Source organism: Exiguobacterium sp. ZWU0009, from assembly GCF_000798935.2.
Taxonomy (GTDB): Bacteria; Bacillota; Bacilli; order Exiguobacteriales; family Exiguobacteriaceae; genus Exiguobacterium_A; species Exiguobacterium_A acetylicum.
The window spans coordinates 628583-642375 of the sequence record NZ_CP018057.1 but is presented as its reverse complement, the minus strand read 5'-3'; the positions used below and the strand labels follow the sequence as shown (position 1 = coordinate 642375).

The following is a 13793-nucleotide window of genomic DNA, read 5'->3' as shown; positions in this document are numbered from 1 at the left end:
GAATCCGCTTACATCATTTCCTGATATTCTCTTTCGCGATTCCGATAAAAAATTCTTTTTTGTTTCGACTTGATTCCGAATGAATTTTACTATAATATCATCAATGTTCGTTTTTTTAATCAATTTGTTATGAAGGTGGTCCTTTTATCCATGTTTAAACTTGCCGCACATCAAACAACCGTAAAACGTGAAATCCAAGCTGGATTCGTAACGTTCATTACGATGGCATATATTCTGCTCGTCAATCCGACGATTTTAGCAGATGCCGGTATTCCTCAAGCTCAAGCTTTTTCTGCGACGATCATCGCGACATTGATCGGTACGCTCTTGATGGGACTTTATGCGAATCTACCAATCGCAGTCGCACCCGGAATGGGACTTAATGCGTATTTTACTTATACACTTGTCGTTGGTGAGAAGATTCCATATCAGACAGCACTCTCAGTCGTCTTCGTCGCTGGTGTCATTTTCTTATTGTTATCACTCTCACCGATTCGTACGAAGCTGATTGAGATCATTCCGATGACATTAAAGCTTGCTATCACAGGTGGAATCGGTCTTTTCATTGCTTCACTCGGTCTTAAGATGTCAGGAATTCTCGTCGCTAGTGAAGATACACTCGTCACGATTGGCGCCTTGACGTCACCAGAAGCATTGATCACACTCATCGGCTTATTAGTTGCTGCGATCCTAACAATCAAACGGGTGCCAGGAGCCATCCTTTATGCCATGATTCTCTCTGGATTGATTGCATTCTTGACAGGTGAATTGAAGTTCTCGGATTCCTTCGTTGCGTTACCGACGTTACCAGAAGGATTGATCATCACGAATCCGTTCAACGCCATTCAAGACGTGTTCCAATACGGTCTGTTCAGCGGTGTCCTCTCCTTCGTTCTCGTGACGATGTTTGACACGACAGGTACGATGGTCGCTGTCGGAGAACAGGCTGGATTGATTGAAGAAGATGGGTCATTGAAAAACAGCGAACGTGCCCTATTATCTGATTCGACTGCGATGGTCGCTGGTTCATTGTTCGGAACAAGCCCCACAACCGCTTACGTAGAATCTGCAGCGGGTGTTGCTGCTGGTGGACGGACTGGACTTACGTCCGTGACGGTCGGGATTCTATTCGCATTATCTGCCGTCTTTGGACCGTTCGTTCAATCGATTTCGAGCGTTCCTGCGATTACTGCGCCAGCATTGATTTTAGTCGGTGCCTTCATGATTCAAAACATCAAACAGATTCCATGGGATGATTTCAGCGAAGCTTTCACGGCATTCCTCGTCATCTTGATCATGCCATTATCCGGTAGCATCGCAACCGGTATCGCATTTGGTTTCATCGTCTATCCGATCATGAAAGCTATCCAAAAAGAGCGTGTCCATCCACTCATCTATGTATTCGCGCTTCTCTTCTTCATCCAATTATTCTTCTTATAACAAAAAACATGCCTGTTCCGTCAGTTAATCGGAACAGGCATGTTTTTTGAATCACTTCTTATTTCTTCATTTTATCCCATGTCTTCGTGAAGTCCTGCAGCATCTCGTCAGCTGTTTTTTGCTTACCAACATACGCTTGCATGATCGCTCCGAACTCGTTTACAGCACCATCCGGATACTTGAACCAGTTCCATGAGATTGTTTTTCCGTCTTTCGAGTACGCTTGAATATCATCTGCAAGCGGTCCTAAATCCTTCGCTTCGATTGATTTGAAGGCAGGGATGAACTTGAATTTATTGACCATGTAGTCTTTTCCTGTATCAGACATCGCCATCCACTCGAGGAATTTTTTAGCTTCTGCTTTGTTCTTCGAGTTCTTGTTGACGACCCAGTTGTTTGGTACGCCGACAGGAAGACGATCCATTTTTTCTTTATCATCATTGATCGGCATCGGGATGAAGCCCATGTTGATGTCCGGATTGACGTCCGTAATCAATTGTTGTGCCCAGTTCCCTTGTTGAAGCATTGCTGTCTTACCTTCAGCAAATTGAGAGACTTGTGTGTTGTAATCCGTCGTTAACGGATTTTTATTACCGTACTCAATCGTTAAATCAAATAGATTCATGAAATCCTTGAACTGTTTGTTATCTTCGAACTTTCCTTTTCCAGAATTCAAGTCTGCGATGAACTGATCTGGATCATCCTGCTGTGCGACCGGAATGTTCAAAAGGTGATTACCGAGAATCCACCACTCGCCGTATCCAATCGAGAATGGCGTCACTCCGTCTGCTTTCAGCTTCTTAGAAGCTTCCGTCAATTCAGTTAATGTTTTCGGAAGTTCCGTGATACCGGCTTTTTTGAAGATATCTTTATTGTAGATAAAGCCATACCCCTCAAGGTTCATTGGCATACCATACAATTTACCATCAATCGTCATTGGTTCTTTTGATAGGTCCGTTAGATCACCGACCCACTTTTCATCTGACAAATCTTCTAACTTATCCTGCCATGTTTTTGCTTCCGTAAAGCCACCGTTGTTAAAGACATCCGGCTCATTACCTGAAGCGAACTGTGATTTCAGAGCCGCGCCATAGTCCGATCCACCACCGACTGTTTGCACGACGACTTTCGTCCCGGTTTCTTTTTCATACGCTTTTGCCATCTTTTCCATGTCTTTTGCGATTTCAGCCTTGAATTGGAATACGTTGAGCGTCTTACCGTCTTTTGAACCACTATCTTTCGAGTCATCGCTATTCAATGTACCGCCACCACATGCTGCCAAAGCGACGACCATCGCCGTCGTGACGACAGGTAATGCTGCCCATCTTCTTTTACGCATTCGGATTCCCTCCCTGATTTCGTTTCATTTCGTGCTACATCTTCACAATAAATGAAAACGCTTGCAATGAAGAGAGAGAAAGTTGTCCGGTGTGGTGGAAAATATTGAACAATCGTTATCCGAGTCTTTTTATCGGAATTGTTGTATCATGAAACTAGAGATTCTTTTATGAATAGGAGTTTGATGCCATGTCCTTGCAACTCACGATTTTATTGATTGGTATATTGCTGTTTGCCGCCGTCTGGACGACGAAGTTATCAAGCCGTCTGAATATTCCTGCTCTACTGATTTTTATCGCTCTTGGTATGATTGCCGGAAGCGACATTACGGGGTTCATTCGTTTTGACGATGCAGAACTGGCTCAGCTTCTCGGAACCGTTGCCCTCATCATCATCTTATTCGAAGGTGGTCTGCAAACGGTTTGGAAGGAAGTGCGTCATGAATTGGCCCCTTCCCTCTCGCTTGCGACGTTCGGAGTCTTCATCGCTACATCCATCGTTGCCGTTGCTTCCCATTATATTCTGGGCTTTAGTTGGGCGAATGCTTTTTTACTCGGCGCAATCGTTGGTTCGACGGATGCCGCTGCCATCTTTTCTGTCTTGAGTGGTCAGCCGATTCGACGGAAAGTCGGATCAACACTCGAAGTCGAGTCTGGTACGAATGACCCGATGGCCGTCTTTTTGACTGTCTTGTTTCTTGAATTCGTGACAAACCCTGAAGAAGCATCGCTCTTATCAGGACTTGGATCACTCGTTTGGGAAATGGCGATGGGACTTCTGATTGGTTTGTTGATTGGATGGGCAGCTTCGACCTTGATCAATCGGATCGATTTGTCCTCTTCTAGCTTTTATCCAATCATGCTCATGTCGTTTGCTTTCTTGTCTTTCGGTTTAGCTGATACGTTCCACGCCAGTGGATTTTTAGCAGTATATGTCACAGCGATCTACATCAGTAATCATGAACTCGTCTACCGACAGACACTCGTCCGTTTTACGATGAGTATGGCGCACCTTGCCCAAATCGGAATGTTCATCGTGCTCGGTCTGCTCGTCTTTCCGAAACAATTGCTCGATGTCCAGGTCATCCTGTCTTCCATTGCGCTGGCACTGATCTTAATTTTCATCGCTCGTCCTTTGTCAGTCTGGGTGAGTCTCCTTCCGTTTCGTTATTCGTGGCAAGAGAAGGTCTTCATTTCCTTTGCTGGTCTAAAAGGAGCGGTACCAATCATTCTCGCGACATACCCTCTCGTTGCCGATATCGAAAATGCATCGATGATCTTCAATATCGTGTTTTTCACAGTCTTATTATCAACGTTAATTCAAGGGAGTATGTTGACGTTCCTTTCCGAGCGGTTACGACTGAACGAAACACAGACTTCTGCTATCCATACCGTCATTGAATTCATGTCAATCGGTAAACCGAATGCGGAAATCATTGAATTGACGTTACCGATGTCCCATCCATTCATTGGAATGACGATCTCAGAGATTGATTTGCCTCAGGAATTTTTGATCACAGCTATCATCCGTGATGATCAAATCATTACTCCACGCGGAGACACTGCCCTAGAAGGCAATGATCAACTGTTATTGCTAACGCCAAAACATCGGATCAAGACACTGAAACGATTCTTGTTTCCTCCCGCTTGATCTGTTCATGAAACAACGCAGTGGATCCTGAAGATCCACTGCGTTGTTTTTTACATATTCATGAATCTGATTGTTTCGTTTGTGCGTCTTGCTTCTGTTCCTTACGTTTCGCTTTGGCACGACGGTAGAGAACGTATCCACCAAGAATCACGACGATTCCACCTAAGATCCACCATAACTCTTGTTCTAACCCTTTTAGCATGGATTCAGCACGTTCTACTCCGAATCGTTCACCGACCCAGATGTAAAAGAAGGAAACTGGAAAAAGTCCAATACTTGAAGCGAGTAAATAGCGTTTGAACGAAAGACCAAACAAACCACACGGAATCGAGACGACCGAGCGCACGACTGGGAAAAAACGTCCGAACAAAGCAGACCATGTTCCGTATTTCCCGACGATGCGCTCCCCTTGCTCAATTTCTTTTTCTTTAATCAGTAACCATTTGCCGTACCGGATAAGTATCGGACGACCTGCATAACGACCTAGAAGATAAAAGACCGTCGCCCCCATCAGACTTCCTAAAAAACCGACCAGAACAGCAGCTGTCCAACTGACCGTTCCGTTCGACACATATAGACCGAGCAACGGTAAGCCCACTTCTGCCGGAATCAATTCCGTTCCAAGACCAACAATCATAATTCCTAAAAACAGCCAGAGATTGGATTCTCCGGCTGAAAACAACCATTCCAACATACGAATAACCCTCCGTTCATCCTCTCGCTGGACGGAGGAGATAATAAATGATGACGACTAATGTCGTCCAAACACCTGTGAAAATTCCGATAATCCCGACAATGAAGAAACCGAGAGCAACGATTGAGCCTGTCCGTTTATAATCCCGCCACATCGTCCGTAATCCTTTAATGTTGAACCAAAGGAATACAAGGAATAATACAGGGATGAGTAATCCTACGATCAATAAAGAAGACATGTCTTCACCTCTTTCTTATTTATTGTTATCCCCATTCTACCAGGAATCGACACGTCTTTCCTCCGCCTGAGGTCTTACGAACCTAAAAAAAGAGCACGCTTCCGAATCGGAGCATGCCCTTTGCTTTATAAACATCCTATTTTGACGCTTTCTTACTATATATATGTCAGAGCAAGTGGACGCCTTCCGCTTGAAGACTTTTACGCGTCTCTTCCGACCAGACAGAAGCCTGGACTTCACCGATGTGACGTTTCTTCAATAAGAACATCGCCATACGGGATTGACCGATTCCTCCACCCATCGTTAACGGTAGACGCTCTTCGAGCACACCTTGATGGAACGGGAACGCCAATTTATCCTCTTCTTGAGCAATCGCCGTCTGTTTTAAAAGCGCTTCACGGTCAACGCGAATTCCCATTGAAGACAATTCGAATGCTCCGATTTCTGGGTGGTGTACTAAAATGTCACCGTTGAGTGTCCAGTCATCGTAGTCAGCCGCTCGACCATCATGCTTCTCACCTGAAGCCAATGCGCCACCGATTTGCATGAGGAAAACTGCACCATATGCTTTTGTGACTTCAGTTTCACGTTCTTTCGTCGAAAGTGTCGGATACGCATCCTCTAGCTCTTGTGTCGTCATGAAATGAATCGTTTCCGGTAAGATTGCTGAAATGCCGTACTCCGCTTCCACTTCTTGCTCAACTTGACGAATCGTTGCATAGATCGCTTGTACCGTTTCTTGTAAATAAGCACTCGTCCGTTGTTCTTTCGTAATGATACGTTCCCAATCCCACTGATCGACGTGAATGGAGTGTGTCGCATCCAGCATCTCATCGCGACGAATCGCATGCATCAACGTGTATAAGCCTTCTCCTGCTTCAAATCCATACGTATGAAGCGCTTGACGCTTCCATTTTGCAAGAGATTGTACGATTTCGAGGTCTGCTGTGTGATCCAAGGCATCGAAGCGAATGATGCGCTCTACGCCGTTGAGATGATCGTTGACACCGAGTGTGCTTTCTACGAACAATGGTGCTTCGACACGTGTCAATCCGAGTGTCGTCGAAAAGCGTTCTTCAAAGCGTTTCTTTACGAGTGTGATAGCTTCCTGTGTGTGTTTCATCGATACGAGTGTTGTCATGGTGGTGTTCCTCCTCAATTGTGTTTTGAAAAAGAAGCCATAAAAAAGAGCCCTTCTTTCCCAAGAATATGGGACGAAAGACTCGGTTCCGCGGTACCACCCATGTTAGCAACGATGTTGCTCACTCAAAAGACGAATCACTTCATCTTCGGCCTTATGATAACGGACAGGCAACTCCGGCTACGCCTACTGACATTCGGGTTCGGGTAGCGACTCCGGGAGGTTCTTCGCATCTTGCTTCCGACTGGGCTCTCACCATCCCCAGCTCGCTATACGGTCGTACAAGGTGTTACTCTTCCCTTCAACGTCGTTGTTACAATTGAATTGAGAACATCGTACAACAGGTCGCAAGTGTTTGAAAAGACTTTTTTTCAAAAAAAATAAAAGTTGTCAGATTAATCTGACGTGTGAATCATGAAAAAAGCGTTCTCGCAGAAGCGAGAACGCGCTTACAAAAATTATTTGATCGATCCACTCGTAATTCCTTGAATGATCTGTTTTTGCAAGGCAAAGAAGAACAACAATAACGGAATGATCCCGAGGACGAGTCCGGCAAGTGCTAAGTCCCACTGCTTCGTATACTGACCGAAGAAATAGAACGTCGCGAGTGGAATCGTTCGTAAATCGACGTCTCGTAACATGAGCGATGGCAGTAGGAAATCGTTCCAAATCCAAAGCGTGTTCAAGATGATGATCGTCACCGTGATGGGCTTGAGTAATGGGAACACGATGCGCCAGAACACACCCCATTGTGAACAACCATCAATGATGGCCGCCTCCTCGATTTCTTCTGGAATCGACTTCATAAATCCATGGTATAAGAAAATCGATAATCCTGACCCGAAGCCAAGATACATCAGAATCAATCCCCAATAACTGTTCTGCAATCCGAGATCACCAGACAGTTTCGATAAGGGAATCATGATCGATTGGAATGGAATGATCATCGCCGCAACGAATAAGAAAAAGATGATCGTCGACAAGCGTGTTTTCGTCCGGACGAGTTTCCAGGCCGCCATCGAACAAAAGATGATGATGACCGCGTTAGCGCCGACTGTAATGATGACGGAGTTTAAAAAGACTTTTCCGAAGTTCATGGCTTCCCATGCTTCTGAATAGTTGGACGTCATCCATTCCTTTGGTAGACCCGTTGTGTTCGTAAAGATATCGCCCTGCGTCTTGAAAGAATTCGAGACAACGTAATAAAACGGGATCATGTACAGTAGCCCCATCAATAAGGCTGCCAGTTCGACCGTTCCAAGACGGAGTGAATAACGACCTCTCGTCTTTTTAGAGCGCTTCGGTTTCTCCTCTTGCGGAGTGGGTAATGGTTGTGCTGTACTCATGCTTCCACCTCCCGTTTTTTCGTCAGATAGACTTGAGTGACTGTAATCGCTGCAACAACAACGAAGAAGATGATTGCCTTCGCTGATCCGAGTCCAAGATTATTATTCGTAAACGATTCTTTGTAAATGTTTAAAGCAAGCATTTCGGTCGATTTGAATGGTCCACCATTCGTTAGGGATAAGTTCGTATCGAATAACTTGAAGGACCACGAAATCGTCAAGAACAGACAAATCGTGACCGACGGCATGATCAGCGGCAACGTAATGTTCCGTAACGTCGATAGACGATTGGCACCATCGATTTTTGCTGCTTCAATCAGCTCTTGTGGCACGTTTTGTAGAGCCGCGATATAGATGACCATGATGTAACCGCCACCTTGCCAAATCGAAACGATGACGATACCCCAGAATCCTGTCCGGGCATCTCCTAACCATGGAAGTTCAAATATACTCCATCCTGTCAATTCACCGATCGATGCGAAGCCTTTGACATAGATGAACTGCCAAACGAACCCGAGGATCAATCCACCGATTAAGTTCGGCATGAAGAAAATCGTTCGTAAGAAATTACGTGTGCGAATATTTTGTGTCAATAAGAACGCCAAGATGAAACCGACGACATTCGTTAAGATGACGGCGACGACCGTATATTTCGTCGTCAACCAAAATGACTGCTGGAACTGCTCGTCACTCGTAAAGAGACGGACATAGTTATCAAAGCCGATCCAATTTAATTCTCCGGTCACACCGTTCCAGTCCGTGAACGAATACATGACGCCATTGAAAAACGGTACAAGCACGATCACTGCGAATACAAGAAAGACCGGTCCGACGAAGAGCCAAAAATCAAGACCGCGTTTCCACTTCTTTTGTCCAGATGTCATTGTTTCATCCCTCCTCCACTCTACAGTACGTCTTTCTCTAACACTTGAACACGTCACCATTTGACCCATTGGGTGGAAAATATTGAACGTTTTCTTTTGGCGCACTCGCACTAGATAGGCTACTATTAGAAAAAAGAGAGATCCAATCAAAGAGGGAGTCGATACCATGGAAAAGACCATTCGTTCGGACTTAGAAATCGCACAACAAACCGTCTTACGCCCGATTCGAGAAATTGCGGACCGGATTGGTTTGCAAGAAGAGGATTTTGATACGTACGGAAAGTATAAAGCGAAGTTGACAGACGGACTGTTGAACCGATTGGCAACGAAATCTGACGGTAAACTGATTCTTGTCACTGCCATCAATCCGACAGCCGCCGGTGAAGGAAAATCAACCGTCACTGTCGGACTCGGACAAGCGTTGCATCGGGCAAAACATAAGACGATGATTTGTTTACGGGAACCCTCACTCGGTCCAACGATGGGCTTAAAAGGTGGCGCGTGTGGTGGTGGCTATAGCCAAGTCCTACCGATGGAAGAGATCAATCTGCATTTCACAGGCGATATGCATGCGATCACATCTGCTCATAATACAATCAGTGCCTTGCTCGACAATCACCTGCATCAAGGTAATATCCTTGGCATCGATCCGCGTCGTATCGTCTGGAAACGCGTTCTTGATTTGAATGACCGTGCCTTGCGCCAAGTCACGATTGGTCTCGGTGGTCCTGCTCATGGCGTACCGCGTCAAGATGGGTTCGATATCACGGTCGCTTCCGAGATCATGGCGGTCCTCTGTCTAGCAGACTCTATCACGGATCTCGAACGACGCTTGAGCCGCATCGTCGTCGCGTATACGTACGATCAACAGCCGGTTACGGTCAAAGATATTCAGGCGTCAGGAGCTGCGACGTTGCTTCTAAAAGATGCGTTTCGTCCGAACCTCGTTCAAACCGTCGAAGGAACACCGGCACTGATTCACGGTGGACCGTTCGCGAACATCGCACATGGTTGTAACTCTTTGATTGCAACACAAACCGCACTGAAACTAAGTGATTACGTTGTCACAGAAGCAGGATTCGGAGCCGATTTAGGTGCCGAAAAGTTCTTCAACATCAAATCACGTATTGGTGGACTCCACCCGGATGCCGTCGTCATCGTCGCTACGGTTCGTGCCTTGAAGATGCACGGAGGTGTAGACAAAACGCAACTCAGCGAAGAAAATCTAGCTGCCTTAACAGATGGTCTTGCGTTACTTGAAAAACATGTCGAGACGATGAGTCTGTTCGGCGTTCCTGCCGTCGTTGCCTTGAACCGTTTCTTCACCGACACGGAAGCAGAACGGAACATGATCCTAGAATGGTGTCAGGATCGTAATATTCGTGTCGCAGAAAGTGAAGTCTTCAGTAAAGGGGGGGCTGGCGGCGAAGCACTCGTCACGGAAGTCATGCAAGCTCTTGAGGAACCGAGCCAGTTCCGCCCACTGTATCCTGACGCATTACCGCTTCGTCAAAAGATCGAGCGTATCGCAAAGCGTGTCTACGGTGCAGCCGACGTTCATTTTGAAGACAAAGCGCTCCGCGAACTCGAACGGTGTACGGAGATGGGATTGAATGAATTACCGATTTGTATGGCAAAAACACCATTTTCTTTAACCGATGATCCTGCTCGTTATGGTCGTGTTGAAGACTTCACGATCACGGTCCGCGAAATCCGACCATCGGTTGGTGCAGGGTTCATCGTTGCATTGACTGGGAATGTATTAACGATGCCAGGATTACCCGCAGTTCCTGCCGCCTTCCACATGGGCGTTTCGGAAGACGGACAGGTATTCGGACTTTCTTGATGAGAGGATGAGTTACATGACGATTGATCATTCACATTGGATAGCCTCTGACGGCTATACTACGACATTGCATAGCCTCGAAGCCCATGATCCTAAAGGAGTCGTAATCGTCTTTCACGGGATGATGGAGCATGGCGCACGGTATGAGGAATTCGCAGAATTCCTCTATGCGCATCATTACCACACGATCATCGCAGACTTACGCTGTTTCGGAACCCGAGCAGCACAGCTCGGAACGCTCGGACACCTCGAGCCGAATCAGGGTTTTAAACAATTGATGCAGGATGCAGAAGAACTCGTCACTGACATCAAAGAGCGTTATCCGACGTTACCTGTTTTCATTTTCGGTCATAGTTTTGGTTCGTTGATCGCTCGCCGGATCGGTCAAACACTCGGCCATACAGTAGCCGGAATCATCGCGAGTGGACCCCCAACTAGTACAGGTTTACTCGGTAATGTCAGTCAAAAACTCGTCGAACGTCAAATCCATCAGCTGTCAGCGACACACCCCGCTGAACGTTTTGGACAACTCGTGTTCGGACGGTATAACTTACGCTTCTTCCCAGCGCTTTCTAAAAATGCTTGGCTCTCTTCGGATCCACAATCCGTCATGCGCTATGATGCAGATCCATTGTCCGGTCAAACGGTCACATTAGGGTTCTTCCACGAACTCTTGCATGCAACGAAACTCGTCAACGCACTTGCTTCCATCTATCAGCATCCACGTCATTTACCCCTCTTATTGCTTGCTGGTGGGGATGACGCGGTCGCGTTCGATGGAAAGGGTATTCATCATTTGTTTGATATGTATAATCGCGTCCGTGTCGATGCCGTACAGCTGACGATTTATCGAGGGTTACGTCACGAGCTCTTCCATGAGTTCGAACGTATCCGCGTTTTCGCAGATATCGCGAGCTGGTTGAATAAACAAGTCAATCCAGCAGCTAAACAGTCATCTTCCCGTTCTTCTTAAGCCACACCGATCGATATAAAAAAAGGCAGCGGATCCTTGCGATCCGCTGCCTTTTGCACTTCTATCGTATCCTTCATTGAATCCAAGTCAGTGAAGAAATCATCGCTTCGATTTCCTCGATTTCAAGCGTCTCGCGTTCTGCAGAGTACGTCAACAAGACTAACCGTTCCCCGTCTGAATACGCGTAGATCCGTAAGAAGATATCTTCTTCTTTCCCGTCTACCGCAAGCAACGCTTCTTTTGTTGAATTACGACGGACTTCAAGTGCTCCTGTCAGTTCGATGCCGAACTCTTCTACCAACAAGTTGATTTCTTGTTCCGCCGCCTCATACGGTGTCAGTTCTTCTGAATCGGACTCGTAGATGGATAATTGGAGCGTACCCATTGCATTTTCATCCGTCGAATAAAAACTGACATATGTTTCTTCTTCTTGATATTCAAATACCTTTGGATATTCTAGCGTGATCCAATGATCGACTGTGTACTGTTTCATTTGAATTCCTCCATTCGTTGTATCTCTTCAAAGCGGATACCCGTCACAGCCATACGCTCGAATTGTCGAGCGAGTTGAGCAGAGACGAACATGCGATGTGTGCGTTCATCCCGCATCAAATGGTGCGGACAAATCGAATCGCTGATTCGTCGTTCTGTCAAAAAATAGACGCGTCGTCTCGGGATCGGACGGAATACATCCGTCGTATGTAGATGTTCGATCCGACTGACAGATAAGAGATTGAGAAGATAGTACGGAACCACTCCGTCCTTCGTCTCAAGATGTACCTTGAGACATTGTACAGAAAAAGGCGCGTATGCCGCAATCATGCGCTGCACACGTTCCGAGACGAGCGGCAGATCGAATGTGTTTGGAAGGACATCCGGTAGCAAATCCGCATCTTGATTGATGGAAAAAGCAAGTACACCTACGTTATGGAACCACTCTCCTATCAATAAGCGATGACGATCGAATTGGTGGTGACAGATCGCCTTCCACCCTTTTCCCATCGGCTGTTCGCTCCAAACTCGCACTTCATTCACCAGACACTCTCTCCTCTACCCAACTTTACCCATATTACAAATCAAGATTACCAGTGTAAACGATTAACTAGTATTATTGTACACTGAATCTTAAAAGAAATTGCCTTTTTTCATAAAAGTTATGGAAATGCTCTCTTTGCTATGCTACTATATTTCATGTAGCCGATATGCGGGTGTAGTTTAATGGTAAAACCTCAGCCTTCCAAGCTGATGACGAGAGTTCGATTCTCTTCACCCGCTCCAATTATGACATAACATAGGTCTAGGACCATTTCCCTCTAGAGGGCAGGCGACTCGCGACGTGCGAGTCGTCTTTTTTTATTTTTTCTGCTGATGATTCCAACGAATTTCTGGGTATACAACGATATAGATAGAGATTCGTAAAGGAGGATTCGTATGATTCAGATGAAAATGCCTGGCGTGACGATTTATCAAAGTACACTCATGAAAACGACCTCAACATTGATCGAGACGCCTGATTGTCTGATTGTCGTCGATCCTGGCTGGCTTCCCGATGAAATTGCAACGATTCGTCGAGACGTCGAAATCGTGCGTCGTGAACGACCGTTATATGTCGTCTATACGCATGCTCATTTTGATCATATTTTAGGTGCCTACGCCTTTACGGATGCCATCGTCATCGCTTCTAAACCGTTCATCGATGTCGACCGACAAGAAGCGCTCCAAGCCGTACAAGACTTTAACGATGAATTTTACATCGACTCCCCCGTGCTATTTCCAGATGTGACGCATGTCATCCATGAGTCTGAAACGATTTTGACGATTGGTCAGACGAAGCTGATCTTCTTTTTGACACCTGGTCATGAATCGACTCATCTTTCCTTCATCGTCATGCCACTCCACTTGTTAGTCTGCGGCGACTATGCTTCCGATGTTGAAATCCCCTTGATTGAACACGATTCCTCTGAGTATTTGACGACGCTCGAGCTACTCGAGTCATTCATTTATGAATATGAAGTCAAACTGTTGATACCCGGACACGGTCACATTTGTGATGTCCGAACGGAGATGATTGAACGACTTCATCAGAGCTATGATTACATCCTCGCACTCCGTGCCGGAAAAGAATCCGACTGGGCACCGTCTTGGCAAACGACCTCTTTCATGAAACGTCTGCACGAAAAAAATAAGCGACAAATCAAAAAAGAACAAGAAGAACGATTAGCCCGACGCCATTATGATTAACT

13 protein-coding genes, 1 tRNA gene and 1 other annotated feature are annotated in these 13793 nt (G+C 46.0%); of the genes, 6 read left to right on the top strand and 8 right to left on the bottom strand.

The window, feature by feature from the left end; translation table 11 throughout:
* Positions 1-150 precede the first annotated feature (150 nt).
* Complete coding sequence (locus L985_RS03310; protein WP_029340854.1) at positions 151-1440, top strand: NCS2 family permease; 1290 nt, start codon at positions 151-153, stop codon at positions 1438-1440.
* A 58-nt stretch (positions 1441-1498) separates the two neighbouring features.
* Here L985_RS03310 and L985_RS03305 read toward each other — a convergent pair whose 3' ends face one another.
* Positions 1499-2779, bottom strand: a complete 1281-nt coding sequence (locus tag L985_RS03305; RefSeq protein WP_029340853.1) for an ABC transporter substrate-binding protein — start codon at positions 2777-2779, stop codon at positions 1499-1501.
* A gap of 188 nt (positions 2780-2967) precedes the next feature.
* Between L985_RS03305 and L985_RS03300 the strand changes: the two genes are divergently transcribed.
* On the top strand, positions 2968-4428 hold the full coding sequence (locus tag L985_RS03300) for a potassium/proton antiporter (protein WP_029340852.1): 1461 nt from the start codon (positions 2968-2970) through the stop codon (positions 4426-4428).
* A gap of 58 nt (positions 4429-4486) precedes the next feature.
* On the opposite strand, the gene L985_RS03295 is transcribed toward L985_RS03300, so the two are convergent.
* From L985_RS03295 to L985_RS03275, 5 genes are all read right to left on the bottom strand, one after another.
* Positions 4487-5122 (bottom strand): DedA family protein, encoded by a 636-nt coding sequence (locus tag L985_RS03295; protein ID WP_051656215.1) that lies wholly within the window; start codon positions 5120-5122, stop codon positions 4487-4489.
* Between the two features lie 16 nt (positions 5123-5138).
* Positions 5139-5360: a hypothetical protein gene (locus L985_RS03290; protein ID WP_029340850.1), complete on the bottom strand. Its 222-nt coding sequence runs from the start codon at positions 5358-5360 to the stop codon at positions 5139-5141.
* A gap of 166 nt (positions 5361-5526) precedes the next feature.
* Positions 5527-6501 carry an aspartate--ammonia ligase gene (asnA, locus tag L985_RS03285; protein ID WP_029340849.1) on the bottom strand — a complete coding sequence of 325 codons (975 nt, stop codon included), beginning with the start codon at positions 6499-6501 and terminating at the stop codon, positions 5527-5529.
* A 66-nt stretch (positions 6502-6567) separates the two neighbouring features.
* Positions 6568-6815: a binding site (T-box leader), on the bottom strand.
* Positions 6816-6959: 144 nt separating this feature from the next.
* On the bottom strand, positions 6960-7847 hold the full coding sequence (locus L985_RS03280; RefSeq protein WP_023467233.1) for a carbohydrate ABC transporter permease: 888 nt from the start codon (positions 7845-7847) through the stop codon (positions 6960-6962).
* Entirely contained in the window at positions 7844-8731 is an 888-nt protein-coding gene (locus tag L985_RS03275) for a carbohydrate ABC transporter permease (RefSeq protein ID WP_023467232.1), read from the bottom strand. Before L985_RS03275 ends, L985_RS03280 begins: the two co-directional genes overlap by 4 nt.
* Positions 8732-8897: 166 nt before the next feature.
* Here L985_RS03275 and L985_RS03270 point away from each other — a divergent pair, with 166 nt between their 5' ends.
* Both L985_RS03270 and L985_RS03265 read left to right on the top strand, forming a co-directional pair.
* Positions 8898-10577 carry a formate--tetrahydrofolate ligase gene (locus tag L985_RS03270; protein ID WP_047395120.1) on the top strand — a complete coding sequence of 560 codons (1680 nt, stop codon included), beginning with the start codon at positions 8898-8900 and terminating at the stop codon, positions 10575-10577.
* Positions 10578-10593: 16 nt separating this feature from the next.
* The gene (locus L985_RS03265; RefSeq protein WP_029340846.1) at positions 10594-11550 is read left to right on the top strand and encodes an alpha/beta fold hydrolase; all 957 of its coding nucleotides are present in this window, start codon (positions 10594-10596) and stop codon (positions 11548-11550) included.
* Between the two features lie 73 nt (positions 11551-11623).
* On the opposite strand, the gene L985_RS03260 is transcribed toward L985_RS03265, so the two are convergent.
* Positions 11624-12043 (bottom strand): hypothetical protein, encoded by a 420-nt coding sequence (locus tag L985_RS03260; protein WP_023467229.1) that lies wholly within the window; start codon positions 12041-12043, stop codon positions 11624-11626.
* A complete protein-coding gene (locus L985_RS03255; protein WP_231925692.1) occupies positions 12040-12585 on the bottom strand; it encodes a hypothetical protein in 546 nt (181 codons plus the stop codon). The genes L985_RS03260 and L985_RS03255 overlap by 4 nt, the downstream gene beginning before the upstream one ends.
* A gap of 169 nt (positions 12586-12754) precedes the next feature.
* Here L985_RS03255 and L985_RS03250 point away from each other — a divergent pair.
* Both L985_RS03250 and L985_RS03245 read left to right on the top strand, forming a co-directional pair.
* A tRNA-Gly gene (locus L985_RS03250) sits at positions 12755-12828 on the top strand.
* A gap of 153 nt (positions 12829-12981) precedes the next feature.
* Positions 12982-13791 (top strand): MBL fold metallo-hydrolase, encoded by an 810-nt coding sequence (locus tag L985_RS03245; RefSeq protein WP_047395117.1) that lies wholly within the window; start codon positions 12982-12984, stop codon positions 13789-13791.
* Positions 13792-13793: the final 2 nt, after the last annotated feature.

Coding starts and splice junctions, on each gene's coding strand:
- L985_RS03305 (WP_029340853.1), bottom strand. CDS start 2,779: ATGCGTAAAAGAAGATGGGCAGCATTACCTGTCGTCACGACGGCGATG.
- L985_RS03245 (WP_047395117.1), top strand. CDS start 12,982: ATGATTCAGATGAAAATGCCTGGCGTGACGATTTATCAAAGTACACTC.
- L985_RS03295 (WP_051656215.1), bottom strand. CDS start 5,122: ATGTTGGAATGGTTGTTTTCAGCCGGAGAATCCAATCTCTGGCTGTTT.
- L985_RS03300 (WP_029340852.1), top strand. CDS start 2,968: ATGTCCTTGCAACTCACGATTTTATTGATTGGTATATTGCTGTTTGCC.
- L985_RS03280 (WP_023467233.1), bottom strand. CDS start 7,847: ATGAGTACAGCACAACCATTACCCACTCCGCAAGAGGAGAAACCGAAG.
- L985_RS03290 (WP_029340850.1), bottom strand. CDS start 5,360: ATGTCTTCTTTATTGATCGTAGGATTACTCATCCCTGTATTATTCCTT.
- L985_RS03310 (WP_029340854.1), top strand. CDS start 151: ATGTTTAAACTTGCCGCACATCAAACAACCGTAAAACGTGAAATCCAA.
- asnA (WP_029340849.1), bottom strand. CDS start 6,501: ATGACAACACTCGTATCGATGAAACACACACAGGAAGCTATCACACTC.
- L985_RS03270 (WP_047395120.1), top strand. CDS start 8,898: ATGGAAAAGACCATTCGTTCGGACTTAGAAATCGCACAACAAACCGTC.
- L985_RS03275 (WP_023467232.1), bottom strand. CDS start 8,731: ATGACATCTGGACAAAAGAAGTGGAAACGCGGTCTTGATTTTTGGCTC.
- L985_RS03265 (WP_029340846.1), top strand. CDS start 10,594: ATGACGATTGATCATTCACATTGGATAGCCTCTGACGGCTATACTACG.
- L985_RS03260 (WP_023467229.1), bottom strand. CDS start 12,043: ATGAAACAGTACACAGTCGATCATTGGATCACGCTAGAATATCCAAAG.